Origin of the sequence: Evansella tamaricis (genome assembly GCF_019042215.1) — a bacterium.
GTDB classification, from domain to species: domain Bacteria; phylum Bacillota; class Bacilli; order Bacillales; family Salisediminibacteriaceae; genus Evansella; species Evansella tamaricis.
The window spans coordinates 21,878-48,461 of record NZ_JAHQCS010000174.1; the positions used below are offsets into that span (position 1 = coordinate 21,878).

At 40.3% G+C, this 26,584-nt stretch carries 25 protein-coding genes; 8 read left to right on the forward strand and 17 right to left on the reverse strand.

Annotation, left to right across the window (positions count from 1 at the left end; translation table 11 throughout):
* Positions 1-52: 52 nt before the first annotated feature.
* The 6 genes from KS419_RS21640 to KS419_RS21665 all read right to left on the reverse strand — a co-directional run bounded on the left by KS419_RS21640 (position 53) and on the right by KS419_RS21665 (position 5,316).
* Positions 53-250, reverse strand: coding sequence for a hypothetical protein (locus KS419_RS21640; protein WP_217068843.1), 198 nt, complete (start codon positions 248-250; stop codon positions 53-55).
* Positions 250-1,365 (reverse strand): branched-chain amino acid ABC transporter permease, encoded by a 1,116-nt coding sequence (locus tag KS419_RS21645; RefSeq protein ID WP_246594429.1) that lies wholly within the window; start codon positions 1,363-1,365, stop codon positions 250-252. The genes KS419_RS21640 and KS419_RS21645 overlap by 1 nt, the downstream gene beginning before the upstream one ends.
* 5 nt (positions 1,366-1,370) lie before the next feature.
* On the reverse strand, positions 1,371-2,258 hold the full coding sequence (locus KS419_RS21650) for a branched-chain amino acid ABC transporter permease (RefSeq protein ID WP_217068845.1): 888 nt from the start codon (positions 2,256-2,258) through the stop codon (positions 1,371-1,373).
* A 103-nt stretch (positions 2,259-2,361) separates the two neighbouring features.
* A complete protein-coding gene (locus KS419_RS21655) occupies positions 2,362-3,060 on the reverse strand; it encodes an ABC transporter ATP-binding protein (RefSeq protein ID WP_217068847.1) in 699 nt (232 codons plus the stop codon).
* A complete protein-coding gene (locus tag KS419_RS21660; protein ID WP_217068849.1) occupies positions 3,047-3,877 on the reverse strand; it encodes an ABC transporter ATP-binding protein in 831 nt (276 codons plus the stop codon). The genes KS419_RS21655 and KS419_RS21660 overlap by 14 nt, the downstream gene beginning before the upstream one ends.
* A 137-nt stretch (positions 3,878-4,014) precedes the next feature.
* Entirely contained in the window at positions 4,015-5,316 is a 1,302-nt protein-coding gene (locus KS419_RS21665; RefSeq protein WP_343215108.1) for a substrate-binding domain-containing protein, read from the reverse strand.
* A gap of 325 nt (positions 5,317-5,641) precedes the next feature.
* On the opposite strand from KS419_RS21665, the gene KS419_RS21670 reads away from it, so the two are divergent.
* Positions 5,642-6,376 (forward strand): 5-formyltetrahydrofolate cyclo-ligase, encoded by a 735-nt coding sequence (locus KS419_RS21670; protein WP_217068850.1) that lies wholly within the window; start codon positions 5,642-5,644, stop codon positions 6,374-6,376.
* A gap of 98 nt (positions 6,377-6,474) precedes the next feature.
* On the opposite strand, the gene KS419_RS21675 is transcribed toward KS419_RS21670, so the two are convergent.
* The 10 genes from KS419_RS21675 to KS419_RS21720 form a co-directional block, all read right to left on the reverse strand.
* The gene (locus KS419_RS21675) at positions 6,475-6,696 is read right to left on the reverse strand and encodes a hypothetical protein (protein WP_217068852.1); all 222 of its coding nucleotides are present in this window, start codon (positions 6,694-6,696) and stop codon (positions 6,475-6,477) included.
* 192 nt (positions 6,697-6,888) lie between these two features.
* Positions 6,889-7,425, reverse strand: coding sequence for a hypothetical protein (locus KS419_RS21680; protein WP_217068855.1), 537 nt, complete (start codon positions 7,423-7,425; stop codon positions 6,889-6,891).
* 363 nt (positions 7,426-7,788) lie between these two features.
* Positions 7,789-8,865, reverse strand: a complete 1,077-nt coding sequence (rsgA, locus tag KS419_RS21685) for a ribosome small subunit-dependent GTPase A (RefSeq protein ID WP_246594483.1) — start codon at positions 8,863-8,865, stop codon at positions 7,789-7,791.
* Positions 8,866-9,238: 373 nt separating this feature from the next.
* Entirely contained in the window at positions 9,239-9,616 is a 378-nt protein-coding gene (locus KS419_RS21690) for a RidA family protein (RefSeq protein WP_217068856.1), read from the reverse strand.
* 32 nt (positions 9,617-9,648) lie between these two features.
* A complete protein-coding gene (locus tag KS419_RS21695) occupies positions 9,649-10,683 on the reverse strand; it encodes a 5-oxoprolinase subunit C family protein (RefSeq protein ID WP_217068858.1) in 1,035 nt (344 codons plus the stop codon).
* A 4-nt stretch (positions 10,684-10,687) separates the two neighbouring features.
* A complete protein-coding gene (locus KS419_RS21700) occupies positions 10,688-11,479 on the reverse strand; it encodes a LamB/YcsF family protein (RefSeq protein WP_217068860.1) in 792 nt (263 codons plus the stop codon).
* Positions 11,451-12,281 (reverse strand): 5-oxoprolinase subunit PxpB, encoded by an 831-nt coding sequence (gene pxpB, locus KS419_RS21705; protein WP_217068862.1) that lies wholly within the window; start codon positions 12,279-12,281, stop codon positions 11,451-11,453. Before pxpB ends, KS419_RS21700 begins: the two co-directional genes overlap by 29 nt.
* 19 nt (positions 12,282-12,300) lie before the next feature.
* Positions 12,301-13,266, reverse strand: a complete 966-nt coding sequence (gene coaA, locus KS419_RS21710) for a type I pantothenate kinase (RefSeq protein ID WP_246594485.1) — start codon at positions 13,264-13,266, stop codon at positions 12,301-12,303.
* A 533-nt stretch (positions 13,267-13,799) separates the two neighbouring features.
* The gene (locus KS419_RS21715; protein ID WP_217068864.1) at positions 13,800-15,083 is read right to left on the reverse strand and encodes an MFS transporter; all 1,284 of its coding nucleotides are present in this window, start codon (positions 15,081-15,083) and stop codon (positions 13,800-13,802) included.
* An 83-nt stretch (positions 15,084-15,166) separates the two neighbouring features.
* Positions 15,167-16,225: an ArsR/SmtB family transcription factor gene (locus KS419_RS21720; protein ID WP_217068867.1), complete on the reverse strand. Its 1,059-nt coding sequence runs from the start codon at positions 16,223-16,225 to the stop codon at positions 15,167-15,169.
* Between the two features lie 550 nt (positions 16,226-16,775).
* Between KS419_RS21720 and KS419_RS21725 the strand changes: the two genes are divergently transcribed.
* The 5 genes from KS419_RS21725 to KS419_RS21745 all read left to right on the forward strand — a co-directional run bounded on the left by KS419_RS21725 (position 16,776) and on the right by KS419_RS21745 (position 22,708).
* Positions 16,776-17,789: an ABC transporter ATP-binding protein gene (locus KS419_RS21725; protein WP_217068869.1), complete on the forward strand. Its 1,014-nt coding sequence runs from the start codon at positions 16,776-16,778 to the stop codon at positions 17,787-17,789.
* The gene (locus KS419_RS21730; RefSeq protein WP_217068871.1) at positions 17,782-18,765 is read left to right on the forward strand and encodes an ABC transporter ATP-binding protein; all 984 of its coding nucleotides are present in this window, start codon (positions 17,782-17,784) and stop codon (positions 18,763-18,765) included. Before KS419_RS21725 ends, KS419_RS21730 begins: the two co-directional genes overlap by 8 nt.
* A 64-nt stretch (positions 18,766-18,829) precedes the next feature.
* Positions 18,830-20,524: an ABC transporter substrate-binding protein gene (locus KS419_RS21735; protein WP_217068873.1), complete on the forward strand. Its 1,695-nt coding sequence runs from the start codon at positions 18,830-18,832 to the stop codon at positions 20,522-20,524.
* Positions 20,525-20,770: 246 nt separating this feature from the next.
* Positions 20,771-21,772, forward strand: coding sequence for an ABC transporter permease (locus KS419_RS21740; RefSeq protein WP_217068875.1), 1,002 nt, complete (start codon positions 20,771-20,773; stop codon positions 21,770-21,772).
* Between the two features lie 48 nt (positions 21,773-21,820).
* The gene (locus KS419_RS21745; RefSeq protein ID WP_246594523.1) at positions 21,821-22,708 is read left to right on the forward strand and encodes an ABC transporter permease; all 888 of its coding nucleotides are present in this window, start codon (positions 21,821-21,823) and stop codon (positions 22,706-22,708) included.
* 65 nt (positions 22,709-22,773) lie between these two features.
* Here KS419_RS21745 and mscL read toward each other — a convergent pair whose 3' ends face one another.
* Entirely contained in the window at positions 22,774-23,274 is a 501-nt protein-coding gene (gene mscL, locus KS419_RS21750; protein WP_217068879.1) for a large conductance mechanosensitive channel protein MscL, read from the reverse strand.
* 226 nt (positions 23,275-23,500) lie between these two features.
* Here mscL and KS419_RS21755 point away from each other — a divergent pair, with 226 nt between their 5' ends.
* Positions 23,501-25,060: an FAD-dependent oxidoreductase gene (locus KS419_RS21755; RefSeq protein ID WP_217068881.1), complete on the forward strand. Its 1,560-nt coding sequence runs from the start codon at positions 23,501-23,503 to the stop codon at positions 25,058-25,060.
* Between the two features lie 229 nt (positions 25,061-25,289).
* Complete coding sequence (locus tag KS419_RS21760) at positions 25,290-26,456, forward strand: M20 family metallopeptidase (RefSeq protein ID WP_217068883.1); 1,167 nt, start codon at positions 25,290-25,292, stop codon at positions 26,454-26,456.
* Positions 26,457-26,584 lie beyond the last annotated feature (128 nt).

Here is a 26,584-nt window from a genome sequence, read left to right on the forward strand (position 1 = left end):
CTTTCCCCCTCCTTTTGGTAAAAATCTTGTGGAGTGTTGCTGTATTGGTTAGTTATTTCGGACTATGACCGAATTCTTTACTGCTTTTTGAAACGGATGCCTCCAGATAGTCCCTTACTTCATCAAAGGAGTGGAGATATGTTTCTTCTCCGCTTTGGACATGACTTAACTTAATGCGATAACTGTCTCCATTATGATTCGATTCTGTCCGAATAATTCGAATAACATAGGAGGAAATGAAGTCGTTCATTAGGAAGCACCTTCCTTCTTTTTCCCCCGAAGCTTCTGGTTGATGGTTCCAACAATTCCAGCTGGGAAAAATAAGATGATTAGAATAAATACAATTCCGAAAAGGATAACCCATCGTTCGAAAATAGGATGAATATGAGATAGACCCATTAAATAATGGGAGGAAACTTCCACAACACCGGCACCGATTATTGGACCAAGCATTGTTCCTACTCCGCCTATCACTGTCATTAATAGAACATCGATGGTATTTTCCACCCCTAGAACACTGTCAGGGCTGACAAACCGGATCGAGATGGCATAAACTACACCTGCCAAACCGGCCATTACTCCCGCGATAATATTGGAAATGAGCTTATAGTTCAGTACAGCAAAGCCAAGGGAGGATACACGATCCTCATTATCCCGGATGGCCTGAAGGGTCCTTCCCACCGGTGAATCAATAAACCGTTTCAAGACCACGAACATGGAAACCAGAAAAATTAAAGCAATATAATAAACATGTTGTCGATCTAGCAAGTCAATAAAGCCAAATAAATCCCTTGAGAGCATGGCTGTGAAATTAAATCCATCGTTTCCCATTGTCATCGTCCGCCACTGCTCAGCAATGATGACGAAAATAGTTGCCACAGCCAGTGTAATGAGGGCATAAAATGTATCCCGCAATCGAAGGGACAACAGTCCTACGACTAAACTCAACAGGAAACAAATAACCACCGTTAACCCAAATGCAAATAAAAAACCCAGTTCCCCTTGGGGGATGTGGCGTGCCATTAATGCGAAGCAATACGCCCCAATACCGAAAAACATGGCATGACCAAAGGAGATAATACCTGTGTATCCAAGCAACAAATTATAACTCATGGCAAATACAGCCCAGATAAAGATGTTGGTGAGCATAAACAGTGTGCTGTTCTTTGATACTAAAATGGGAACTGCAAATAGAATCAGCAGACTTATGATCCATGCTGCCTTCTGCCATGTCATGGATTGGAATGGATTTTTCATCGGTTTAGAAGTTCCCGCTCTGTTCCCTTTTGGTGTTTCTGTTCCAGCTCCAGATGTTCCTCCGCCTGCAACAGCTTCTGATTTCGAGTACATTTTTTTTATATTCATCTTTATCACCTCGTTGCTCCGAATAGTCCTGTCGGTCGAATGAGTAATACTGCTGCCATGATCAGCATGTTAACTGCAAGTGATCCCGGTGGAAAATAGTAAGCCATGTACGCCTCAGATAGTCCAACAAGCACCGCCGCGATGGCAGACCCTGCCACACTTCCTAAGCCCCCGATGGCAACGACGATAAAGGCAATTAGCATGAGGTCGAGACCCATTGCCGGGTTCACCTGTCCCTGATAAGGTCCCCACATGAATCCCCCTATGCAGGCAAGCATTGTTCCAAAAATAAAGACAAGCGTGAATACTTTTCTTACGTTTATCCCGAGAGCTTGAATCATTTCGCTATTCTCTACACCGGCTCGAACAACGATCCCAAGCTTCGATTTTTTGAGCATAAATAAAAGAAGGGCTAAAATGACGGTACTAAAAATAATTATAAAGACGCGATAGTAGGTAAGTCGGACATCTCCAACTGCAAAATATCCAGTTAAAAATTCCGGTTGTACGACCCTGATAACATTCGGGCCCCAGAAGACTTTAACCAGTTCCCCAACCACTAACATGACACCTGTGGTAATCAAGATCTGCCGCAGGTGATTTCCATACACCTGTCTCACGGTAAATCGTTCCACTAAATAACCTAAAACAATTCCGATCCCTGCAGCTGCTGCCATTCCTATAAAGAAGTTTAAATTCCCTAGATTGGAATCCCAGCCACCTATGAGTATATACACCCACGTTCCCATATAGGCGCCAAACATAAAAAGAGCACCGTGGGCAAAGTTCAGCACTGACATTAAGCCGAATATGAGAGACAGTCCTGCTGCCAGTAAGAAGATAAGCATTCCTGTTGCTAATCCGTTAAAAACGAGGGTTAAATGGAGCTCCATCGTTTGCTTTCACCTCCTGAGTCTTATAAACCTTGAAACTGACAATAGTTAATGTTGGCGGAAAAATAAAATAGCTACTCTCGAATCCATGAAAGTGGAGCACTTAGGCAATTCCTAAGTATTTTTTACGCAGTCCCTCGTCTTCCTGAAGGAGTTTCATTTCCCCTTCGAAAACGGTCTGACCATCATCAATCATATAGAAATAATCCCCAAGTTGACTTGCCATGATAAAGTTTTGCTCCACTAAAAGGATGGTAGTGGTCTCCCGTATGACATTCATAGCCTCCATCACTTTCTCTACCATGATTGGTGCTAATCCTTTGGATGGTTCATCCACTAAGAGGAGAGGGGTGTCATTGACAAGGGCCCTTGCTATGGAGAGCATTTGCTTTTGTCCCCCGGAAAGATGTCCCCCTTTTCTTTTCCAGGCCAACTTAAGATCAGGGAAGAGGTCCAGAAGCCACTCTTGGCGCTCCCTAGTTTTATCATCCTCTTTTCGCATAGCCACACGCATGTTTTCCTCCACTGTTAATCCGGCAAAGATATCTTGATCCTCTGGAACGTACCCGATTCCATGTTTGGCAATAGTATACGGAGGTTGTTGTAAAATCGATTGATCCTGAAAGAGGATATCCCCTTTTACATTTGGATAAAAGCCCATGACAGAGCGAATCGTCGTTGTTTTCCCTGCTCCGTTCCTTCCAAGAACTACTGTTACACTGCCTTCGGGCACCTCCAAGTTTACCCCTTGGAGAATGTGAAACTGTTCAATATGTGTATGGAGATCTTTAATCTTCAGCATCGTTATATAGCCCTCCTAAATAAGCGGATTGGACTTGGTCATTATTCATGATCTCTTCCGGAGATCCATCGGCCAGCTTTTTGCCGTGGAAAAGTACTGCGATGGTGTCCGATAAATGTTTCACAAGGTCAATTTTATGTTCAATGAGTATAATCGTCCTGTCCCGCTGATCTCTAATGCTTTCGATTACCTCGATGATTTGAGGTACTTCATCCACTGACATTCCTGCTGTGGGTTCATCCAATAACAGGAGTTGAGTGTCAAGAGATAGAAGAATCGCAATTTCTAATTTTCGTTTTTCACCATGGGCTAAGGAAGAGGCCAAATGCTCCGCTTTTGGTTCCAGTTTTACTTTTTCGAGGGATTGATACGCTTCTTCCTCTAAGTGTTTGTAATACTTATAATGGCGGAACATGGAGTAATGGATATTATGTTTCGCCTGGACCGCAAGACGGACATTTTCCAGAACCGTTAATGTGGGAAAAACATTGGTTATCTGAAACGACCTTCCGATACCCAATTTTGTACGCTTATGGGGAGGCAGATTTTGTATTTCATTGCCTTTATAAAAGATTTCACCGGAAGTTGGTTTCATCTGGCCCGACAGCAAGTTAAAAAAGGTGGTCTTCCCGGCACCATTTGGTCCGATAATGGACTTCAATTCTTTATCAAATATGCTAAGGGACACGTCACTGACCGCCGTGTGCCCCCCAAAGGATTTTGTTAATTTTACCGTTTCGATAATTTTATTACGTTCGCTGTTCCTTTCATCCCCTTGCAAGGAATCTGTGGACTTTACAGATGCAGAAGTATCCATGAGGGTCCCCCTCTCTCAAGTAATAGGGGACCTGGTCCCGCACAATTCTGTTAACAAATTGTGCGTAATTTGTACGGGACCTGGTCCCCGACATTTCTGTGACACTTTTCATATTGTAAAAAGCTAATTCAAATCTATTAGTTTAAAATCGGTGGTGCTGTTTCCTCTGGTGATAGTTCTCTAATTAATACAGGTAGCGGATAATCATAATCCGGATGTTCCTCTAGGCGAATGGAAAACAGAGATTGCAGTGCTTGATGATCATCTGGACGGAATGTCATTGGCCCTTTTGGTGAGTCGAACGTCATTCCCTTCATCGCATCCCTTAGAGCATCAGCACTCGCATCACCATCTGTATTTGTTAGCGCTTCCACTGCGGCGATCGCACTTGCCATACCACCTGCTGTAAATAAATCAGGAACTTCCCCGTCATGTCTAGCCATATGTTCTTCCACAAGATAATCATTCACTGGGTTATCTGGAAGTGTATAGTGATAAACAGAAAATCCTTCCATTCCAATTAAATCGTCCATCGTATAGAGGGCTGCAATGTCTGGAGCACCTGTTGAGATGGTAATACCCCGGTCTTGAACACCCATGTCCTGAAGTGCTTGCCATGGGGAATTCGCTCCTGACCAAATGACAAAAAGATATTCTGGATCAGCATCAATGATACGTTGAATGTTTGCTGTAAAATCCGTCGCATCTTGTGCCGGGAATTCCTCGAGTACAATATTTGCCCCAAGGGCTTCCGCCGCTTCTTTAAACGCTGCTGCCCCATCTAGTCCGAAAGCATAATTTGGTGCGAGGACTGCAATATCTGTCCCTTCACCGGCAATTGCCGCGGCACCGGCAACAGCATCCTGAGATGAGTTTCGTCCCGTACGGAAAATATAAGGATTCCATTCCGAACCTGTTATGGCATCTGCTACTGCTGGCTCAACAATCATAATTCGCTCATAAACTTCCGCTAAAGGAAGGACTGCAAGTGTATCTCCACTACTCGCTGCCCCAACGAGGATATCAATCTCTTCGTTTTCATAAAGCTCTGTAGCTTGTTGAACAGCAACTTGAGGATCTGTTTGTGTATCACGAATAATGACTTCAATCGGTCTTCCATTTACTGCCCCTGTTCCATCAGTGGCATAGTCCAGACCTATTTCAAATCCTTTAATCATCTGTTGTCCGTATGCTTCCAATACCCCAGTTTGTGAAGTAAGAATTCCAATTTTAATGGGGTCACCAGTGGCTTCCGCTACATCACCATCATCACCACTATCCCCTTCGTCGTCACCGCTCTCACTATCTGCAGTTTCTCCTCCAGTGTCCGTGTCCTCTGGTGCAGCGTCCGTATCTGCATCATCATCACCACAAGCTACCAACAACACAAAAAATAATGACATCAATAAAAACAAAAATGATTTAATACCCCTTTTCACGTTTGTTTCTCCCCTTTCAATCTCCTCTTTACTCAAACTTGGATTTTCCAAGTGATGTTAGTCTAACTTGGGGGAGTTACAAATCAGTTTCATTTTTATTTTTCTATTCATAATTTTCAGAACTCAAGGTGAGGCGAGACCTGGCGCTGATTTAAATACACCTGCGTACTCCACACCTCATACTCCACTTCGATGAACGTGGATTTTGACGCGGATTCCGTCATACATATGTCAAGGACCTGGTCCCCGACAATTCTGTGAAAAGTCACAAAATTGTGCGGGACCAGGTCCTTGTCTATAATATGAATGAAGAGGTGATTATTCAATGGGTAATAGTTCAAAACAGGAAATCCGGGAAAAGGTTTGGGAAAACATGATGGAGAAAAAGGTTGCCAGATTTCCTTTTCCTATTAAAGGGAGAATTCCGAACTTTAAAGGGGCAGAAAAGGCTGCTCAACTTGTATTTGGCATGGAAGAATACATACAAGCAAAAGTCGTGAAAGTAAATCCAGATTCACCAATGCTACCAATTAGGGCGCAAGTATTAAAGGACGGGAAAACATTACTCGTACCTACTCCGCGACTAAAAGATGGTTTCATTAAAGTAGATCCCGCAACAATCCCTCCTGGAGAAGAAAAGAAAGCGGCAAGTCTTAAACACATCAATCAATACGGTAAAGTCATTCCATTAAAAAAACTTCCAATCATTGACCTGCTATTTGTGGGTTCCGTAGCCTTACATCAGGATGGCCGACGACTAGGAAAAGGGGAGGGTTATGCCGATCGGGAATATGCCATTATTCGTGAACTGGGGAATCCGCCCATCCCTATCATTGGAACGATCCATTCCGTCCAATTAGTAGAGGATGACTTACCAAAAGATGACTACGACCTTACAGTAGACTGGATCGCTACAGAAAAAGAACTCTTTAAAACAAATTCTCCTTATGAAAAACCTTCCGGAATTATCTGGAGTGAAGTAACGGAAGGGGAAATGGAGGAAATGCCTGTCCTAAAGGAAATTTGGGAGATTACAAGGGGGAAAAATAACGGGGGATAAATATTATCTATAACAAGGAAAAAAGGGTGGGGCATGGAATATTCCCCTTCGTATGGAGATCTGTGAAAAAACAAATAAACTCTAGTGGAAATTTTTTGTTATGCTCCCATCTCGGCTTCCATGTCACACTTCCACGGAGACACCTCTTTTACATGAATACTACTATCCACGTAACGATTATCAAACCGATCCATAAATAAAAGGAGGAAAAAAGTAAGTGTAATTAATAACACTATCATACCAGCCACTGAACCCAAAACTATTAAAATAAACTTTATCCAACCCACTTCTCTGATGCTACTAATAACTTTTTTGAACATACTATCACTCCTGGGAAAAATAAAAATATAATGCTCCATTTCTCCCTATTTTAGCATAATTAAATTAATCCACTTTCTTATTTTATTGGTGAACCTCTTCACTTATTTACCGTTCAAGTTGATAGAATGACAGGCGGCCATAGTTTTGGTTCCACTATTACTAAAGGCCCTCATCATTCACTCCACTCGCCATTACGGATTTGCAAAAATTGGGTTATCAAAATCAATAGTAATCCAGTTGATTTTCCAATCCTCCTCTTCCTCCAAACGAATACTCCAATGATAAATATACTCCTCTGGCAATTCTTCCTCAAAATAAAGGATGATGCCATCCCCTTCTACAGCGAAATCCATTAATTCCAAACTAGGATAAGGTGTCCATTCATACAAGTCATCTTCAGAAAAGGAAATAATATGACGATCTCCAGTTTCAGCAAAGGTAACGGAATCTGAAAAATATCCTTGCACCTCTTCAAAACTGTTACTCCTTAAAAAAGAGGAGACAATAGTAAAGGACCGTGCCACATCTTCATTATTAAAGTCATGTGAGGACTCAATAGTATTTTTATAAAAAGCAAGTTCCTCTTTTAACTGTTCCACTTCCCTTTCTAGTTCCAAAGCACTTTTCCCCTCAAAAACAGACGCTTCCTCCTGTGGTTCCCGAAAAACAATCATAAACACAATGACAACAACAGCTGCCAGGACTACACTAAATATGTTTTTCCTCATGTTGTTCGCCCCTTTTATGATAATACTTTTTTCTGACACCATTGAATCCCTAACCCTATCCCTTTCCCTATCCTTCTATCTATCCGTACCCTATCCATCTTCCAATCCCATTCCCATTGTCTCACTTGTCACACTTGTATCACTTGCCACACTTTCCATTTCATACTATGTTTCTCCTAATGCTCAGATTCCAAATGACATAACAATGCCCCAAACGTAAGATAGAATCTATCCTTCATTTGAGGCTATTTTCATTACCAATCAATTCATTTGTTGTATGATCTTTATTTCCGAAGGATCAACCAAACCTTGTTTTTCTAGAGTCCCTTTTCCTTCCCTATCATCTTCATACACACACATTTTTTAACTCTTTTTCTTTGCTCTCACCCATTTAGTGAGCTGTTTTCCCTTTTGTTTTTCCACAAGTTGCGCTTTCACACTAGCCTTTCGCTCCAAAAATGCTAACTCTTTTAACAATTTGATATAGCTGTTGAAACGGGACCTTTCCAACTCCCCATCCTCTATTGCCTGTTCAACTGCACAACCTGGTTCACTGCTATGTTTACAATCCCGGAACCGGCATAAAAGGGAAAGATTTTCAATATCTTCAAAGCTATTCTTAAATCCCACTTCCGATTCCCAAAGCTGGAGCTCCCTCATTCCAGGGGTATCAATTAATACTCCTCCCTCAGGCATCAGGAACAACTCACGATGAGTGGTTGTGTGACGACCTTTGGAGTCATCTTCTCGAATATCCTGAACCACCTGAACTTCTTCTCCCATAAATACATTGATTAATGTGGACTTCCCCACACCTGATGATCCGAGAAGAGCCACTGTCTTTCCTCTCATTACATACAAATCCATTAATTCTGTTATGCCAGCACCCTCATTCTCTACTGCACTTACCACATGCACAGGAACTCCAAAGGAAACCCCATTCACCTCTGCCAATTTTTCATCCACGTCTTCACATAAATCTGCCTTACTCAAAATAATGACAGGATTTGATCCACTTTCCCATGCCATTGTTAAATAGCGTTCCAGTCTCCGGATATTAAAGTCTTGGTTCAATGCCATAACGAGAAAAATCGTGTCCACATTTGCAGCAACAATTTGCTCATCCGTCGTTAATCCCGCTGCTTTTCTCGAAAAACAACTTTTTCTCGGAAGTAAATGGTAGATCGTACCTCTGCCTTCCTGAATCCTACCTTCCAAAACTACCCAATCTCCAACTGCTGGATAATCCCCTCGCTCTATTGCTTCGAACCGGTATTTCCCAGACACCTCACCAAGGAGCGTACCCTCTTCTGTCCAAACATGGTACATTCCTTTATGTTCTTGTGTCACGCGACCGGCGATTCGTCTTTTTTCTTCGGAAAAATAGGGTGCTGCTTTTTCAGCCCATTCTTCATTCCATCCATACATTTCTAGTGTCAATTTTAGTTCCTCCTAAAAAGTTAGTTGATCGTCTCTTCCAGATACCTCTTGCGTATTGTAAGTAGACATTTTCACCATGACAAAAAAACCATGAGCTACCACAGCCCATGGTTGTTCTAACTTTTTTTAGAGGTCAAAAACAAACACTTCCAAAAAAACAGGAATGCTTAACTTATATTACACTTTCAGTCTCCACGGGCTGTGCATATACAATTAACTGAGCATATGAGAAAATACTATTTACGTTACGCATATACAACCCTCCTTGGAAAATATTTACGACACCATTGTATTCCTTATTTAACGTTTTGTAAAGTCTTTAAAGTAGTGTAAGAAGATAAGATAAAGATCCGCTCCCATATAGGTAGGAGTTTTAGTGTTTCTTTGCGATAACCTCAATTTCCACTAATGCATCTTTCGGAAGGCGCGCCACTTCCACAGCACTTCGGGCGGGAAACGGTTCTTCAAATTGGCTCGCATAAATTTCATTTACTTTAGCAAAATCATCCATATCTTTCATAAATACCGTCGCTTTTACAACATCGTTTAACGTACATCCAGATGCCTCCAGAACAGCGCGAAGATTGTTAAACACCCTTTCGGTCTGGTTTACTAAGCCTTTTTCCATTTCCATTGTCTCTGGATCTAGACCAATTTGTCCAGAAGAATAGACGAAGTCCCCCACGATTACAGCTTGTGAATATGGTCCGATTGCCTCCGGAGCATGTTTTGTGTGAATAGGTTTTTTCATTATTACGAAACTCCTTTCAAAATGGTTTTATATCAGTTTATCTTTCCACCTGTCATCTGTCTCTGCAGCCTTAAATAGATTTCTATTTGTTGAAAAAGGTATTCCCGTTTTCTAAATTCCTGTTGAGCCGCTTCCACACTCGTTTTTTCAAAATGAATCTCTTGTCCTGGGAGGAGTTGTGCCACCTTCCAAAGGTCAACAGAAATAACATTTGCAATCTTCGGATATCCCCCCGATGTTTGCCTATCAGCCATCAATAGTATTGGTTTCCCATTACCAGGTACTTGAATGGAACCTTTCGTGACAATATCTGTCAGCATTTCCCGATTTTCCTTATAAGGAATGGAAAGGCTCACCGGGAGTGAATCTCTAGTCACTTTGAAAGCTTGGAGCCGGTATCCCATGCGGTCCGATTGATTAGTTATCTTAAATCGGCTCCGATAAAATACGTCTAGCGTTTCTTTCATAAAAAAGTGATCCTGAGGCCCCGATATTACTCTAATCCTTCCCACTAAAGGATAGTTCGGAATAACTGACGCTGACAATTGAAGTTTACGAAGTTTTCCCCAAATCTCACTAATGGTGGATGATCTTAATGAATCCTCCCCTTCAATGACATCGCCCTCCTCCAATGCCCGCCCTTCCATTCCTCCAAACTTCCCTTTTACATATGTTGACTTGCTCCCCAGGACAATAGGAACTTGAATTCCCCCAAGGATGGTTAAATACGTTCTAGCACCATACCGTGGTCTTTCAAAGCATAATAGTTGTCCCTTAAGGACCATCACAGGTCGCCACATGGGGATCTCTTTGCCGTCTATCGTCGGTGTTAAATCTGCACCACTTAGAACAATAATGGAGGACTGTAATGCTCTAAGACTAGGGCCCAACATTGTCATCTCTAGACCAGCAGCATTACGCTCATTTCCGAGCAAGAGATTCCCAAGTTGGAATGCAAAATCATCCATCGCCCCTGCGGGAGAAATACCAACATGCTGAAACCCTGTTCTTCCAAGATCTTGAATTGTCGTATGTAAACCTGGATCTACTACTTCAAACATTTTCATTCGGTCAATTTCCTCCAGGTTTCTGTACGTTAATCCCTAATTCTGCAAATGTTTTTCGGAGCTCTCGTACAAACTGCAAGGCGTGAGGTCCATCCCCATGAACACAAATGGTATCTGCCTGAATGGAAATATCCGTGCCATCCGTTGCAGTAACAAGACCATCCTTTACCATTCGAACTGCCTGTATAACCCCATGATTAATATCCTTGATGACGGACCCTGGCTTTGACCTTGGGGTGAGTGTTCCATCGGGTTCATATGTTCGATCAACAAAAACTTCTTCCACTACTTTTACTCCTACATAATGACCGGACTTCACCAGTTGACTACCTGCCAAAGCGTACAGAACCGGTCCAGAACCAGGAACCTTTCCAAATCCTTTACTCGCATCCAAAACAGCACGGGCAACTGCATCAGCTACTGAACGGTCTTTCGCAGCCATATTATATAAAGCCCCATGGGGTTTTACATGTTGGAGATCTTGGCCGTAGAGTGCTGCAAACCCTTGAAGAGCGCTTGTTTGATATACAACCATATTATAAACATCTTCCGGGGTAACATCCATTACCCGGCGTCCAAATCCTTGTAAATCCTGAAAACCTGGATGTGCTCCAATTCCAACGTTATTTTCTACTGCAAGTTTTACGGTGTGGTGCATGACATTATGGTCACCGGCGTGATATCCACATGCAATATTTGCAGAAGAGATGTACGTAATGACATCCTCATCTTGACCAATTTTATAGATCCCAAAGTCCTCTCCTAAATCACTGTTCACATCTACCGTCCAAGTCACGTTTTCCCTCCCCCCCTGGATAAGACACGATATCTATAGGATATATCCCAGCCTCTATTTCTTTGAAAATCTTATTATATTCCACCTTATTTATTTCGATGAACTGAATCATATCCCCTGCATGAAATAACACGGGATCCTTATTCACCACATATGGATCAAACAATGGAACAGGTGTTTTGCCAATAATCTGCCACCCGCCAGGACTTCCAACAGAGTAAACTCCTGTCTGTGAACCGGCAATCCCAACAGAGCCTGCTTCAACATGTACACGAGGTTCCTTCCTTCGAGGAGTGGCTATTTTCTCGGACATGCCCCCTAAATAAGGAAATCCAGGAGCAAAACCCATCATAAACACACGGTATATTGGCTTAGAGTGAAGTTCAACTACTTCCTTAGCTGTTATTCCGTTTAAGGAGGCGACTTCCTGAAGGTCAGGCCCCACTTCCCCGCCATATAACACAGGTATGGTAATTAACCTGCGGCTCAGTTCCACTCCGCCTTTGAATTCACGTTTCATCTCCTTCCGTTCTATTAGCTCTTTGAGACAAACTTCGATCTCAAACACCACATCTTCATACAAGACTACCAATGGATTATAAAACAAGGTAAGACTTGAATAGGCTGGAACAATTTCCTCCACTCCAAAAACAGGCTGCTTTTCCCTTATGAAAAAAGCAGCCCGATGGACAAGATCGTTAATCTGTTCTGAAATTTCTGTACCAAATTCCAATCGTACAGCTCGATCTCCTAATGGTGATATATAAATGGAAGTTCCTCCGTGACAAGACAAACGGCTCATCAAGATTCCCCCTTTATTTCTATATTTTACGCATCATAATCCGATTCACGAGATGATTATTCCCTTTATACAAAATTAAATCAGCCCGTGATCTCGTTGGCAAAATATTTTCATACAAGTTTACTTTGTTAATCCTATCCCAGATCCCTTTTGCAACTTCAAACGCTTCCAGATCACTGATTCCAGCAAACTTCTTAAAATATGAATCTTCATGTCGGAATGCCGTTTCCTTTAAAATCTTAAACCGTTGTACATACCATTCAAAAATATTATTATCATCCGCATCCACATATATGGAGAAATCAAAAAAATCGGATACCGATAATTGATCCATTCGTTTCCCCTCAGAAACCTTTGGTGGCTGGAGCACATTAATTCCTTCCACTATCAAAATGTCTGGACTCATAATTCGCTGATTCTCGTCCGGAACAATATCATACGTAATGTGAGAGTAGACAGGCACAGATACTTCTCCCACTCCTGATTTCAATTCCGACAGTACATGCAATAACTTGGCAATATTATAACTCTCTGGAAAACCCTTTTTATCCATAATGCCACGTTCTTCTAGTTCCCTATTGGGATACAAAAATCCATCTGTCGTTAATAGTTCCACTTTTGGATTGTCCGGCCATCTGGAAATTAACGTTTTTAAAACACGTGCAAATGTGCTTTTTCCTACAGCCACACTCCCTGCAATTCCGATTACAAATGGGACCTTACCAACCTTCGTTTTTAAAAACTCATTTCTCATTTCATATAACTCACGGGTGGATCGGGCATGAAGGTATAACAAACGGGATAAGGGAAGATAAATATCCTCCACTTCCTCTAAGCTTAATACTTCATTTAACCCTTTTAATTCTTGTACATCCTTCTCTGTCATCGTCATTGGTGTCGATGAACGGAGTGCTGCCCACTCATTACGGTTATGTGAAATATATGGTGTAAAACTTTCTCTTTGATCCATGACACACCTCGACATTGTAGTCTCTCCTCTTATGTAACTGCTTACATTTTTTCTATACGACATATCATACTATATTTTTAGAATGCAATTACCCTTTGACAAAATGCAACGGACTGTCGATCACAACACGTTTACATGGGATCGCACAAATCACTTGCTTCTCAACAGGAATAATTTCCACCATTTTATCATAAGTGACTTATAACACAACACACAAACATCTTCATTGCTTCGCAAGCACCTATGTGTCTTTTCATAGAATAGTATCCGTCGACACCGATCGAAGCTTATTCATGAAGGATTACTCTTTGAGCGCGAACGGTGGGCAGTACCTCTTCCTCTACTAGCAACCGCTACGTTGTCTATCCGTTCATCGGGCAAAACGCCACGTCCTGTGGCATGCCCGAAGGTGTCAAAACTTATAATTTATGATTCCTTCTAAAAAAACGTCTCCACAAGGAAACGTTTTTTACTATCTATTATTAATCCAATTCAAAAGATTCACCAGACGTAACGTTTTATTTTTTCAATGTCAAACAATCGATTAATTAGTCAACCATCCGGAGACCTTTTCCTTTCCAGATGATCATTGTACTAACCATGATTAACGCAGATGCGCTAACTAACATAATGACATCAATCGAGATACTCAACGCCAACAATAAGGTAGTAAACAAGAAGGATATGGGCATTAATCCCATGGCAGAGAAGGAAATGAAGCTCATTACCCTTCCTAAATACTCTTTTTCTGTGTGGTGTTGAATGACTGCAAGTAATGGGATATTGGCTACACTGGATGCCGCTCCAATTAATATGACGAATGCCATATTTAAGTAAAAAGATGAAGATAAACTAAATGCTAAACAAAAAATAGCCAGAGCTAGTATTCCTGCGATGGAAAAAACCCCACGCTTCTTTTTAATATTTAACACCCCTACCAGTATACTTCCTAACACCATTCCCCCTGCAATTCCGCCACTTAAAAAACTGTAGGTTACTTCTGTACCCTCTAGTACATGCGTCGCAAAAATGGGAAGTCCTAACATAAACGGTCCCGAGAAGAGGAGATTTAAAAATACAGCAGATAACATTAATGCTAATAGGAAAGAACTATTTTTAACATAAAGAAACCCTTCTTTAATGGAGGCAAACATTCCACCACCATTTAATCCTAGTTTACTTTGTTTAGAATCTCTCTCCTCCTTAGGCATGTTCCGTTTCATCATTAAATCAATAATTCCTGCAATGAGAAGTGTTGCTGCTGTAATTCCAAAAATCAGAACGTATCCTCCTATGGCAAGCATGATTCCAGCAAGCAGCGGACCAACAATCATGGATGCCTGACGTGTCATATTCAAAACCGAATTTGCACGAGTCAACTGTTCTTCCTTCACGGTTTCCGGTAGAATAGCACTGCTGGCAGGCCAGAAAAAGGCATCCAGTAATCCGAAGATAAATGCCAGTACAATTAGTGGCCAAATAGCAAGAAGGTCGAACATTAACAAGGCGATAATACCTACTAAAAGGACACCTTTAGTAAAGTCTGATATAAACATGACCCACGCTTTACTAACCCGGTCTGCAATGACACCGCCAATAAGCATAAAAACCAACCTAGGAACAGAGGAAGCAAACATGACGATCCCAAGCATTGCTTCTAATCCAAGAAAATTAACAACATACCAGTTTGTTGCAAGGGAGAAAAACGAAACACTAAAACTAGAAACTAACAATGTTAAAAATAACAACACAAAACGGTATTCCTTAAACACAGATGGAGTCTTCGGAACTTTTTGAACCCTTTTATCCAGTGCCACTGTTACTTCAGACATCCTAATCACCCTCTCTTCATACTAACTGAAACACACTTCCAACAAACATCGAAAGTCCTTCTAGAGATTAACGGAATAGTTCCCTATTCCGTTAACATTTTTTCTAACTGCCTTAAAATATTTTGAATTTCATCGCGATTTACTTCAAAGTAAACTTTATTTTCTCTGCGAATCGATCGCACGAGATGTTGCTTTACTAACGTGGACAAATGATGGGAAACTGTGGAATTAGATACTCCTAATTCTTGGGCTAGTTCGTAACCATATAACGGACGAACCTTTAACAATTGCAACACTTTAAACCGTTTCTCATCCGTAATTATTCTTATTGCTTCTAATGTTTCCTTTTCACCCCTACCAACATTAAATACATTGTAATGATTTGTTCCTAATATAAATGCTGTAATATCCATATTATTTTTGTGGACATCAGCAAATAAAATGGATGTGTCAAAAAAATAAGAAACAAAGAAGTGAATATCTTTCGTCTTAGACCATTCAATACCATGTTGGGATAAAAGTTCCCGAAAATACGTATCATTTCCTTGGTTCAGTTCCCCTTCGAGTAATCCCGCATGATCAAGTTGCTTTGAGTTTGAAAATTTTTCCATCGGTTGATAATACTGATAGTAAAATCGCTCAATTAGTTTAATCAACCTGGTTTTTGTCCGTTCCCCATCAAAGATCAAATAACTTAGTTTCCACTTTTCCTGCTCAGGAAGATTCAGTTCTTTTAAAAATGAAATGACCTCGTTTGGATCTTTAAAATCAATCATCCGTTCTTTCTCTGGACCATATCCTGTATGAGTGAAGGCAAAGTATAAGTCCTCATCATTTAGTTGATGCAAGAAGCTTAAAAATGTATGAATATCTGCATAAACTTTTTCATTAATAATTAACGGGACAAGAGTAATACCAAAGTAACTTTCATAATTAAAAAATATTTGCAGTTCCTCCAACATATCTTTCGGCAGCTGTTCCCTCGTTTTTCTTACCCATTCCTTAATCTCCACCGAATACAGTTCTTTGTGCTCCATATCTTCTTCAGAAGAAATCCGTTCATGATTGACAACCATCAACATACTTACGAGTAAATCCACAACTGGTGTTGAAACAAATGTAAAATTCTCCACTTTACCCATGCTTGCACCTCTCGATCGAATGGGAGTTTCGATTCCTATCAAATCTCTTGATTGAATTATAAGTGAAACACTAATTCGATGTCAATCGAAACTCCAATCATTTTTTCTAATTTTTTCTAATTATTTTTCAAATATAAAATTTATCCACCTTTATTTAATGGTTTAAAGCCTTAAATTTTAAATGTATCTTCAAAAATATTAGAAAAATGGAGGGAAGATTTTATGACAATATGAATTGTTTTGTATTAAGAATAAAAAATGATTTTGTTGAAAATTGTGGAAACATCAGAACGAATATGAGTTTTTTCTTATATTGCACCATTTCACCACTTTATCTAGTTAAAATGCCTGTCTTCATTTCACATAGGTTACGGAATTATTTCAAAATTTTTAAAATTGTATTGATTTATTTTTTGAAATATAGTAATTTTCTATTAACGCTAAAATTTCTGAACAATATAACGAACGTGCTTTACATACTATTAAAAATGAATATTTATAAAGGAATTTTGCATGATACACTCCTTAATAACTAATTCTGGAGGTTCTTATGAAAAAACCAGTTCTAGAAGTTAATCACTTAAAAACACACTTTTTTACAGACCGTGGCGAAATTCCAGCTGTTGACGATGTTAGCTTTTATATTAACGAAGGAGAAGTTCTTGGTATCGTTGGGGAATCAGGTTGTGGTAAAAGTGTAACCTCATTATCTGTAATGGGGCTTGTGCCGAATCCTCCAGGTAAAATTGTTGGTGGGGAAATCCTTTTTCGGCAACTCTCTGGAAACAACAATGAAGAAGATCTAGTAAAAGTAAGCAAGAAGCGGATGCGCCAAATACGAGGGAATCAGATCGCAATGATTTTTCAGGAGCCAATGACTTCTTTAGACCCTCTTTTTACTATTGGATTCCAAATCATTGAAGTGATTAAAAACCATCAGCGTATTTCCAAAAAAGCTGCCCGAACAAAAGCAATCGATTTAATCAAACTTGTGGGTATTCCTAGGGCCGAAGAGATTGTGGATGAATACCCACACCAACTTTCCGGTGGGATGCGCCAGCGTGTAATGATTGCTATTGCAATGGCCTGTGATCCGGAAGTACTCATTGCAGATGAACCAACAACTGCATTAGATGTTACGATACAAGCACAGATTTTGGAATTGATGAAGAAGCTTAATCGTGAAAAAGGTACGGCAATAATGATGATTACTCATGACCTTGGTGTCGTTGCAGAAATGTGTGACAGAGTCGTCGTTATGTACGCAGGTAAAGTAGTGGAAGAAGGGGATGTTCGCACCATTTTAAAATCTCCTCAGCACCCTTATACTCAAGGGTTAATCCGTTCTTTGCCAAAAATGCATGAGCGGGAAAGCCGTCTCTACTCTATACCTGGAAACGTACCAAAGCCTGGTTCCATTACAGAGGGGTGCCGATTTGCAGCCCGATGTGACCAAGTATTCGATCGTTGTTACAAAGAAGACCCTGAACTACTTACTTTAAACGAGGGACATACTTGCCGCTGCTTCCTCTATCAAAAGGAAGGGGAGGCTCTCCATGTCTAAACCATTACTTGAAGTTAGGAACTTAAAAAAGTATTTTGATGTTACTGGTGGAATCCTTTCGAGAAAAGTAGGGGAAGTCAAGGCTGTAGATGATGTTTCCTTTTCCGTTTATGAAGGGGAAGTATTAGGAATTGTGGGGGAATCTGGTTGTGGTAAATCCACAACTGGAAAAACGTTACTCCGTCTCACAGAACCTACTGAAGGGGAAGTCATCTTCGACGGAAAAGATATTACAAAACTTACTGATGAAGAGATGCGGAAAATGCGCCGTGATATGCAAATTATATTCCAGGACCCATATGCATCTTTAAATCCGAGACATAAAATTGAGAAAATCCTCGGTGAGCCACTCCTTGTACATGGAATTGGTGACAAAGAGGAACGTCGTAAGAAGGTAAAAGAAATTCTGGAAATTGTTGGATTGCCTGGCGATCATGCCTCTAGGTATCCTCACCAATTCAGTGGGGGACAAAGGCAACGAATTGGAATTGCCCGTGCCTTAATCGTTAACCCTAGATTAATTGTTTGTGATGAGCCAGTTTCTGCTCTGGATGTTTCCATTCAATCTCAAATCTTAAATTTAATGGAAGATCTTCAGGAAAAATTCAAACTAACCTACTTATTCATTGCCCACGATCTTAGTGTGGTCAAACATATCAGTCACCGAATCGGAGTAATGTACTTAGGCCGTATGGTAGAGTTAACGAGTAATGAAGAGCTATATGACAATCCTCTTCATCCCTACACAAAATCGTTATTATCAGCTGTCCCTAATCCAGATCCTGATGTGAAACAGGAGAGGATAATTTTACAAGGGGATGTTCCAAGTCCGTCAAATCCCCCTTCTGGGTGCGCTTTTCATACTCGTTGCCCAGACTGTATGGATATTTGCAAGACGGTACGTCCAGAGTTTCAAGAAATATCTGATAGCCACTTTGTAGCTTGTCATCTTTACGAAGTTAATGAAAATAATTAACTTAGATGAGTGACAAACTACAAGTTTTATAATCTACTACGCAAATAATTAAGGGGGAAACAGAATGAAGAAAAGTCTTTTATTACTTCTTCTGTCATTAGTACTTGTTGTATTTATGGCTGCATGTGGCGGCGACGACGAGCCTAGTGATAGTGGAGACACAGACGATGAAGACGTAACAGACACAGATGATGGTGGAGACGCTGATGGAGACGACGGAGATGCTGCAGAAGAAAGCACATCTGGTGGCACATTAATTTATGCCCGTGGTGGGGACTCTCAAAGTCTTGACTTCGCTAGTACTCAAGATGGAGAATCTTCCCGTATTACTCTACAAATCTACGAATCTCTATTGAGATTTAATGAAAACTCATTTGAAGTAGAACCTAGTCTTGCTGAAAGCTGGGAAGTTGCTGATGATAATGTAACGTATACTTTCAAATTACGTGAAGGTGTAAAATTCCATGACGGAACGGACTTCAATGCAGAAGCTGTATTAACAAACTATGAGCGTTGGTCTGATCCATCTCATGAATTTGCATTCACAGATGATGGCTATGCTTACAGTGTTTATGGAAACCAATTTGGTGGCTTTAAAGGAGACGAAGGTCATATCATTGATGAAATCAACATTATCAACGATTATGAAATTGAATTTGTATTAAAAGAACCTTTTGGTGCATTTTTACAAAACGTGGCAATGAGCTATTTTGCCATTACATCTCCTGCAGCATTAGCTGAACATGGTCCAGCAATTAATGAAAACCCAGTAGGAACAGGTCCATTTAAGTTCGTTAGCTGGACGAAAGATGACAACATCACTCTAGACAAATTTGAAGATTACTGGATGGAAGGTTATCCAAAACTTGATCGCGTTATTTTCCAAGTTATCCCTGATAACTCTGCACGTTTAACTGCTTTACGTGCTGGAGAAATTGACATCATGGATGGATTAAATCCAGATGACTATGAAACAATTCAAAACGAAGCTGGATTACAGGCATTCGAGCGTGAAACAAACAACTTTGGTTACCTTGGTTTTAACTTAGAGAGAGAACCATTTGATAATGTATTAGTTCGAAAAGCAATGCACCATGCGGTAGATAAAGAAGGATTAATTTCTCTTCTATACGCTGGATTAGCAGAACCTGCTAAAAACCCGCTTCCACCAGCTTACCTTGGTTACAACGATTCTTTAACGCCATATGAGTATAATCCTGAATTAGCTAGAGAACTTTTAGCAGAAGCTGGATTTGAAGATGGATTTGAGTTTGATCTATGGGCTATGCCTGTTGCACGACCATATATGCCTGATGCAGAAAGAGCAGCGGAAGTATTACAAGCTAACTTCGCTGATATCGGATTAACAGCTAACATCGTTACGATGGAGTGGGCAACTTATTTAGATGAAGTTTCCGCCGGTTCTCAAGATGTATTTATGCTTGGATGGTCTGGTACTAATGGAGATTCCGACTATTTCTTAGGAAATTTACTTGGTACACAAGGAATTCCTGACAGTAACTCCACATTCTACTCTAACGCAGATGTGGATGCATTATTAGCAGAAGCTAGAACAACGGTTGATGAAGGGGAGCGTGCAGCACTTTATGAAGAAGCTCTCGCAATCATTCATGAGGATACTCCAATGATTACATTGGTACATTCCATTCCAGTTCTTGCTGGTAGTGACCGCGTGAAAAATTATGTTCCTCACTTATCAACAAGTGAACCTTTAACGTTTGTTGAGTTAGCTGAGTAATAACTATTAAATTTATCTTTTAAAACTATTAATTTAATCAGCCTGATGAGGGCAGTGCATGAGGAAATGATTTTAATAATCACTTTCTCTCCTGCCCTCATTTTTTACTAGTTTATAATCTTGGTTTAGTGAAATATCTTTTTTCACTTCATGTACTCGCTTAATCAACTATTAACAAATTCCTTGTAAGACCGCCTTCATTCTTTAAAGTAATACATATGTAAATGGAAGCTAGAGGTGAACTCTATGATCGCTTATACAATTCGAAGATTATTGATGCTTATTCCCGTTTTAGTTGGAATGTCTATAGTAACCTTTGCTATTATTCACTTCATTCCGGGGAACCCTGCAAGAATCATTTTAGGGGATCAAGCCACAGCAACAGCTATAGCGAATTTAGAAGAACAGTTAGGACTAAACCGTCCTTTCTATGTTCAATATTTCAGTTATGTTTTTGATCTTCTAAAAGGGGATCTTGGTACATCTTTAAGAACAAATAGAGCTATCTCTACAGAAATTTGGCCCCATTTAGCTGCAACGATAGAATTAACAATGTTCGCAATGATTTTTGCAATTATCGTAGGGGTCAATGCTGGAATTATCAGTGCCTGGAAACAAAATTCCTGGTTCGATTACTTATCTATGATCATTGCACTTATTGGTGTATCCATGCCCATCTTTTGGCTTGGTCTTATGCAACAATGGATTTTTGCACAAGAACTTGGCTGGTTACCTGCATTCGGAAGGGGAAATCCGAGGGATCCAGTGGAAACAACGACACACCTGTATATTATCGATTCCATTATAAATGGACGGACAGACCAATTATGGACAAGCTTTAAACACCTTGTTCTTCCTGGAATTGCTTTAGGAACCATTCCAATGGCTATCATCGCCAGAATGACAAGGTCAAGTATGTTAGAGGTTTTACGTTCCGATTATATCCGAACCATTGAAGCAAAAGGTTCCAGACCACTATCTGTTATTTACCGTCATGGTTTTAAAAATGCGGTTATACCAGTTCTCACTGTAGTCGGGCTTCAAACTGGTACACTTCTTGGGGGAGCTATTCTTACTGAGACCATATTTAGTTGGCCTGGAATAGGACGTTACGTTTATGAGGCTATTGGTACTCGTGATTATCCAGTAATTCAGTCAGGAATTCTCGTCATTGCTTTTATGTTTGTCATTATTAATTTAATTGTCGATTTACTCTACAGTTACATCGATCCTCGGATTAAATACTAGGAGGGGGGACATCACATGGAAACTGTAACTTCAACAAATAAAGAACCTATGCCAGGACCTGAAAACCAAGAACCAGATATCACTAAAAATGAATCTGTTTCCCCTTGGAAAGAAGCCTATTGGCAGCTAAGGAAAAATAAATTAGCAATTGTGGGAATTGTCATTATCACGTTCTTCATTTTAGTAGCCATCATTGCACCATTATTAACACCGTATGCATTTAATACAATAAATGCTGGTCCTCGTCTAACTGGTCCGTCTGCAGACCATTGGTTTGGAACGGATGATTTGGGACGGGATACGTTTACAAGAATAGTTTATGGAGCAAGAATTTCTTTGATGGTAGGATTCTTTGCAGTAACTGGAGCATTAGTGTTTGGGACATTATTAGGAATTGTTGCCGGATTTTTCGGTAAATGGGTGGATATGCTAATCTCTCGAATCTTTGATATTATGCTTGCGTTTCCGAGTATTTTACTTGCGATTGCTATCGTAGCAATTCTTGGACCGTCATTACAAAATGCTTTAATTGCCATAGCCATAATCAATATCCCTATTTTTGGCCGTTTGGTCCGTTCAAAGGTTATATCAATTAGACAAGAAGAGTATATTTTGGCTGCCAAAGCGCAAGGAATGAAGAATGGAAGAATTCTTTTCCATCATGTACTTCCTAATAGTGTTGCCCCTATTATTGTTCAAGCTACCCTTAGCTTTGGTACTGCAATTCTGGAAGCAGCGGCACTCGGGTTCTTAGGTTTAGGTGCACAGGCACCAACACCAGAGTGGGGAAAAATGCTTTCTGATTCTAGACAATATATTCAATCCGCCCCTTGGACGGTTCTATTCCCAGGTGTCTCCATCATGCTCGTAGTATTAGGTTTTAATATGATTGGAGATGGATTAAGGGATGCCTTAGATCCAAAAATGAAAAACTGATACAAATACCAAAGTGGTTGCCTATATGGGGACAATTCCCCAAAAGACAACCACTTTTTTCGTTTTTATTTCGCCCGTTTAGAGTTTATTCGCACAAGCATTTCCTCTCTCCGTTCCTTCACCTGTTTTTCCACATCCACCTCGGAAGTACATTTAGGACAACGGAGCGCCCTTGATGGGATATCTGAATAACAATACGGACATGTTTTAACCTTAGTGGATTCCATTGGTGCTCTCCTCAGTTTTACCATTTGAATAATCACAAGGTAAGCTGCAAATGCAATGATAACGAAATGGATTACTGTCTCAATAAATACTCCATAATTAATAGTAGCAGCACCAGCAGCCTGTGCTTCCGCTAAACTGTCATAATGACCGCCCGATAAGTTAATGTACAAATTCGTAAAGTTTACTTTGCCTAAAATGAGTCCAATCGGGGGCATGAGCACATCGGAAACAAAAGAGGTTACGATATTTCCAAAGGCAGCACCGATGATTATCCCAATTCCCATGTCCACCACATTTCCCCGAACGGCAAACTCTTTAAATCCTTGAAAAAAACTCATTTTGCCAATTCCCCTTTTGAACAACTATTCTTTTATCAATATATGTAGTTGTCCAAATAAAATATTCCTTTCTTAAACTAACTCTTCATTAAAAAAACTGCTCATTCACAAAAGTTTGCTTGTTTGTTCCTTTCTTCCATTTTTACTTGCATAGAATCCACCTCCTATGACAAAAAATAAAAGGTAGTTATTGGACGTGTTCTTTACTCTAGGAGGTTAAAAACTAATGACAACTAATTATGAAGGTTTACCACAATATCCAGAATCTTTTTGGCTTGACTCTACCAACCGACCAAGTTTTCCAAAGCTAGAAAGAAACGAAAAGGCCGATGTTGTTATTGTCGGAGGTGGGATTACCGGTGTTACTGCTGGCTATTTACTCGCTATGGAAGGAATTAATGTTGCTCTTCTTGAAGGTGACAGGATCTTTAACGGTACAACTGGTCACACTACTGCTAAAATTACTGCACAACACGAATTAATCTATGATGAACTAATGGAACACTTTGGGGAAGACTTTGCAAAAATATACTATGAAGCAAACAACAAAGCACTGGAATTTGCCAAAAATACAGTAAAAGAATTAAATATTGAATGCCAGTTTGAGGAAAAAGATGCTGTACTATATGGCACGGAGGAGAAGTCCGTCCGTAAACTTGAAAAAGAGTTTGAAGCGTACCAAAAATTAGGAATACCAAGTGAATTAAAAGGTGCTGTACCATTTAATGTAGAAGCTAAGAAATCGCTTATCATGAAAAACCAAGCTCAGTTTCATCCTCTTCAATTTCTATTGAGGTTATTGGATGAATTTTTGGCACTTGGAGGCCAAGTGTTTGAAAATACTACGGCAGTAAGTATTATGACAGAGTCTGAGTCAGGTGCTGACGAACTTCAAGTGGAAACGAGGGACGGTCACTACATCACCTGTCACAAAGTACTAAGCTGCTCCCATTATCCGTTTTATGAAGCCGAAGGCTATTACTTTATGCGTATGCACGCTGAAAGGTCATACGTTGTTGCAGCAAAAGGGAATGTGGAAGACCTCCCCGGTATGTACTTAAGCGTAGACAGTACAAAGCGTTCGGTCAGGACAGCGAATATAAATGGGGAAACCCATTTACTTCTTGGTGGAGAGGGGCATAAAACCGGACAAGGTGAACCTACCTTGAACCATTATGAAGCATTACATAAATTTGGCAAGGAGGTCTTTGAGGTTACAGATGTTCCATACCGTTGGTCTGCTCAAGATTTATACACCCAAGATAATGTGCCGTATATTGGACCTGTATCTGCCTTACATACCAATATCTTTGTTGCAACCGGATACCGGAAATGGGGTATGTCCAGTAGCATGATGGCCGCTCATATTTTAAGGGATTATTGCCTCGGGAAAGAAACTCCGGAAATGGAGGTTTTCTCCACAGAAAGATTTCATGCAGACCCAAGCTTAAAGCATTTCTTTAAGGAAAACTGGGATGTGACGAAACACTTTGTGAAGGGGAAACTACAATTTGGTCAGAAAAAACTTGATGATGTTAAGCCTGGAGAAGGTGCTGTTGTCAGGGTGAACGGAAATCGCTGCGGGGCGTACCGTGACGAAGATGGGTCACTTCATCTTGTAGATACCACATGTACCCATATGGGTTGTGAAGTGGAATGGAACAATGGAGAGCGAACTTGGGACTGCCCATGCCATGGTTCTCGATTTAATTTTGATGGTGACGTCGTAGAAGGCCCAGCGAAAAAAGGGTTAGAAAAAGTGGATGCTGATGAAGGGTTAGCATAAAATGATTAGAATGGAGATTGTCCGAAAAAAACTATTTAATGGGACAGTCTCCTTCTTTAATATAGATGCGACCCCAACAAGTTAGTATATACTCTACCATTTTTATGCGGTTTAACATTACTCTCACTAATATTGTCTGCTGGACAGACTTTAATCTACTCTATGATTCCCATTTTCACTACACAACAGATATAATAATAGAAGAATCTAATTTCAGAGGAGTAACCATATGAAAGAAATAATAATCAAATCAATAGAAGAATATCGGAAAGATTTTTACCGGATTAGCCAGTACATTGGAAATAATCCTGAACTGGGTAATGAGGAATTTAAGGCTTGTGCCACACTCACAGAGGAATTGATAAAACATGGATTTAATGTGGTAACTAATATCGTAGAACAACCAACAGCGTTTGAAGCGGTGTATGACAGCGGTCGTACTGGACCTCATATTGGTTTTATGTCAGAATACGATGCCCTTCCCGAAGTGGGACATGCTTGTGGACACAATCTCATTGGGACGATGGGAATTGCAGCAGGGATTGCCCTTAGTAAGGTTATTGAGGAAACGGGTGGTAAAGTATATGTTTACGGGACCCCAGCCGAAGAAACCCGCGGAGCAAAAGTTACCATGGCTGAAAACGGAATTTTTGACCATTTAGATGTGGCTATCATGGCTCATCCAGCTAGTGCCTATGTGAAAAGCGGTTCATCTTTAGCGATGGATGCCATCCAATTTACCTTTAAGGGACGGTCAGCGCACGCTGCTGCATCTCCAGAAAAGGGGATTAATGCATTGGATTCTGTCATTCAAACATTCAATAGCATTAATGCCTTACGTCAACACGTTACTCCAGACGTTAGAATTCACGGAATCATACCTGAAGGGGGAAAAGCAGCGAATGTGGTTCCTGATTATGCTGTGGCCCAATTTTACGTCCGCGCGGAAAAACGTACTGAATTAAATGACGTAGTAAAAAAGGTAAAAGGATGTGCAGAAGGGGCTGCTCTAGCAACTGGTTCTTCTCTAGAAATCTCAAACTATGAATATTCCTATGATGACATGATAACCAATAACGCCTTATCAGACTGTTTTACTCAAAATTTAATCCATCTCGGGGTGAAACAAGAGGAAATTGAAGTGAAATCAGGAGGGGGTTCGTTAGATATGGGGAATGTCAGTCAACGAGTTCCATCGATTCATCCCTTTGTGAAAATAAGCGATACACCAATTACTGCACATACCCATGAATTTAGAGACGCAGCTCTAAGTGACCGTGGATTTGATGGAATGATTTTAGCGGCAAAAACTATGGCTCTTACCGGATATGAAGTGTTAACAGATAAGGAACTATTAGCAAGAATTAAAGAAGAGTTTATTCTTGGGAAACAGTAAGGGGTTACACAAAATCTGCTAAAGAATAGAGGCTGGGACAAAAGTGTTTTAATCAATGAAAAATCCAAACAATCATTATCTACGGAAATATATTCCGCTATCGTTGTGTATGGTTCGGATTTTCAATT

Coding starts and splice junctions, on each gene's coding strand:
- KS419_RS21740 (WP_217068875.1), top strand. CDS start 20,771: ATGATCGCTTATACAATTCGAAGATTATTGATGCTTATTCCCGTTTTA.
- KS419_RS21755 (WP_217068881.1), top strand. CDS start 23,501: ATGACAACTAATTATGAAGGTTTACCACAATATCCAGAATCTTTTTGG.
- KS419_RS21760 (WP_217068883.1), top strand. CDS start 25,290: ATGAAAGAAATAATAATCAAATCAATAGAAGAATATCGGAAAGATTTT.
- KS419_RS21680 (WP_217068855.1), bottom strand. CDS start 7,425: ATGAGGAAAAACATATTTAGTGTAGTCCTGGCAGCTGTTGTTGTCATT.
- KS419_RS21645 (WP_246594429.1), bottom strand. CDS start 1,365: ATGAATATAAAAAAAATGTACTCGAAATCAGAAGCTGTTGCAGGCGGA.
- KS419_RS21715 (WP_217068864.1), bottom strand. CDS start 15,083: ATGTCTGAAGTAACAGTGGCACTGGATAAAAGGGTTCAAAAAGTTCCG.
- KS419_RS21735 (WP_217068873.1), top strand. CDS start 18,830: ATGAAGAAAAGTCTTTTATTACTTCTTCTGTCATTAGTACTTGTTGTA.
- pxpB (WP_217068862.1), bottom strand. CDS start 12,281: ATGAGCCGTTTGTCTTGTCACGGAGGAACTTCCATTTATATATCACCA.
- KS419_RS21690 (WP_217068856.1), bottom strand. CDS start 9,616: ATGAAAAAACCTATTCACACAAAACATGCTCCGGAGGCAATCGGACCA.
- mscL (WP_217068879.1), bottom strand. CDS start 23,274: ATGAGTTTTTTTCAAGGATTTAAAGAGTTTGCCGTTCGGGGAAATGTG.
- KS419_RS21670 (WP_217068850.1), top strand. CDS start 5,642: ATGGGTAATAGTTCAAAACAGGAAATCCGGGAAAAGGTTTGGGAAAAC.
- KS419_RS21650 (WP_217068845.1), bottom strand. CDS start 2,258: ATGGAGCTCCATTTAACCCTCGTTTTTAACGGATTAGCAACAGGAATG.
- KS419_RS21660 (WP_217068849.1), bottom strand. CDS start 3,877: ATGGATACTTCTGCATCTGTAAAGTCCACAGATTCCTTGCAAGGGGAT.
- KS419_RS21640 (WP_217068843.1), bottom strand. CDS start 250: ATGAACGACTTCATTTCCTCCTATGTTATTCGAATTATTCGGACAGAA.
- coaA (WP_246594485.1), bottom strand. CDS start 13,266: ATGTCGAGGTGTGTCATGGATCAAAGAGAAAGTTTTACACCATATATT.
- KS419_RS21720 (WP_217068867.1), bottom strand. CDS start 16,225: ATGGGTAAAGTGGAGAATTTTACATTTGTTTCAACACCAGTTGTGGAT.
- KS419_RS21730 (WP_217068871.1), top strand. CDS start 17,782: ATGTCTAAACCATTACTTGAAGTTAGGAACTTAAAAAAGTATTTTGAT.
- KS419_RS21655 (WP_217068847.1), bottom strand. CDS start 3,060: ATGCTGAAGATTAAAGATCTCCATACACATATTGAACAGTTTCACATT.
- KS419_RS21725 (WP_217068869.1), top strand. CDS start 16,776: ATGAAAAAACCAGTTCTAGAAGTTAATCACTTAAAAACACACTTTTTT.
- KS419_RS21695 (WP_217068858.1), bottom strand. CDS start 10,683: ATGAAAATGTTTGAAGTAGTAGATCCAGGTTTACATACGACAATTCAA.
- KS419_RS21675 (WP_217068852.1), bottom strand. CDS start 6,696: ATGTTCAAAAAAGTTATTAGTAGCATCAGAGAAGTGGGTTGGATAAAG.
- KS419_RS21745 (WP_246594523.1), top strand. CDS start 21,821: ATGCCAGGACCTGAAAACCAAGAACCAGATATCACTAAAAATGAATCT.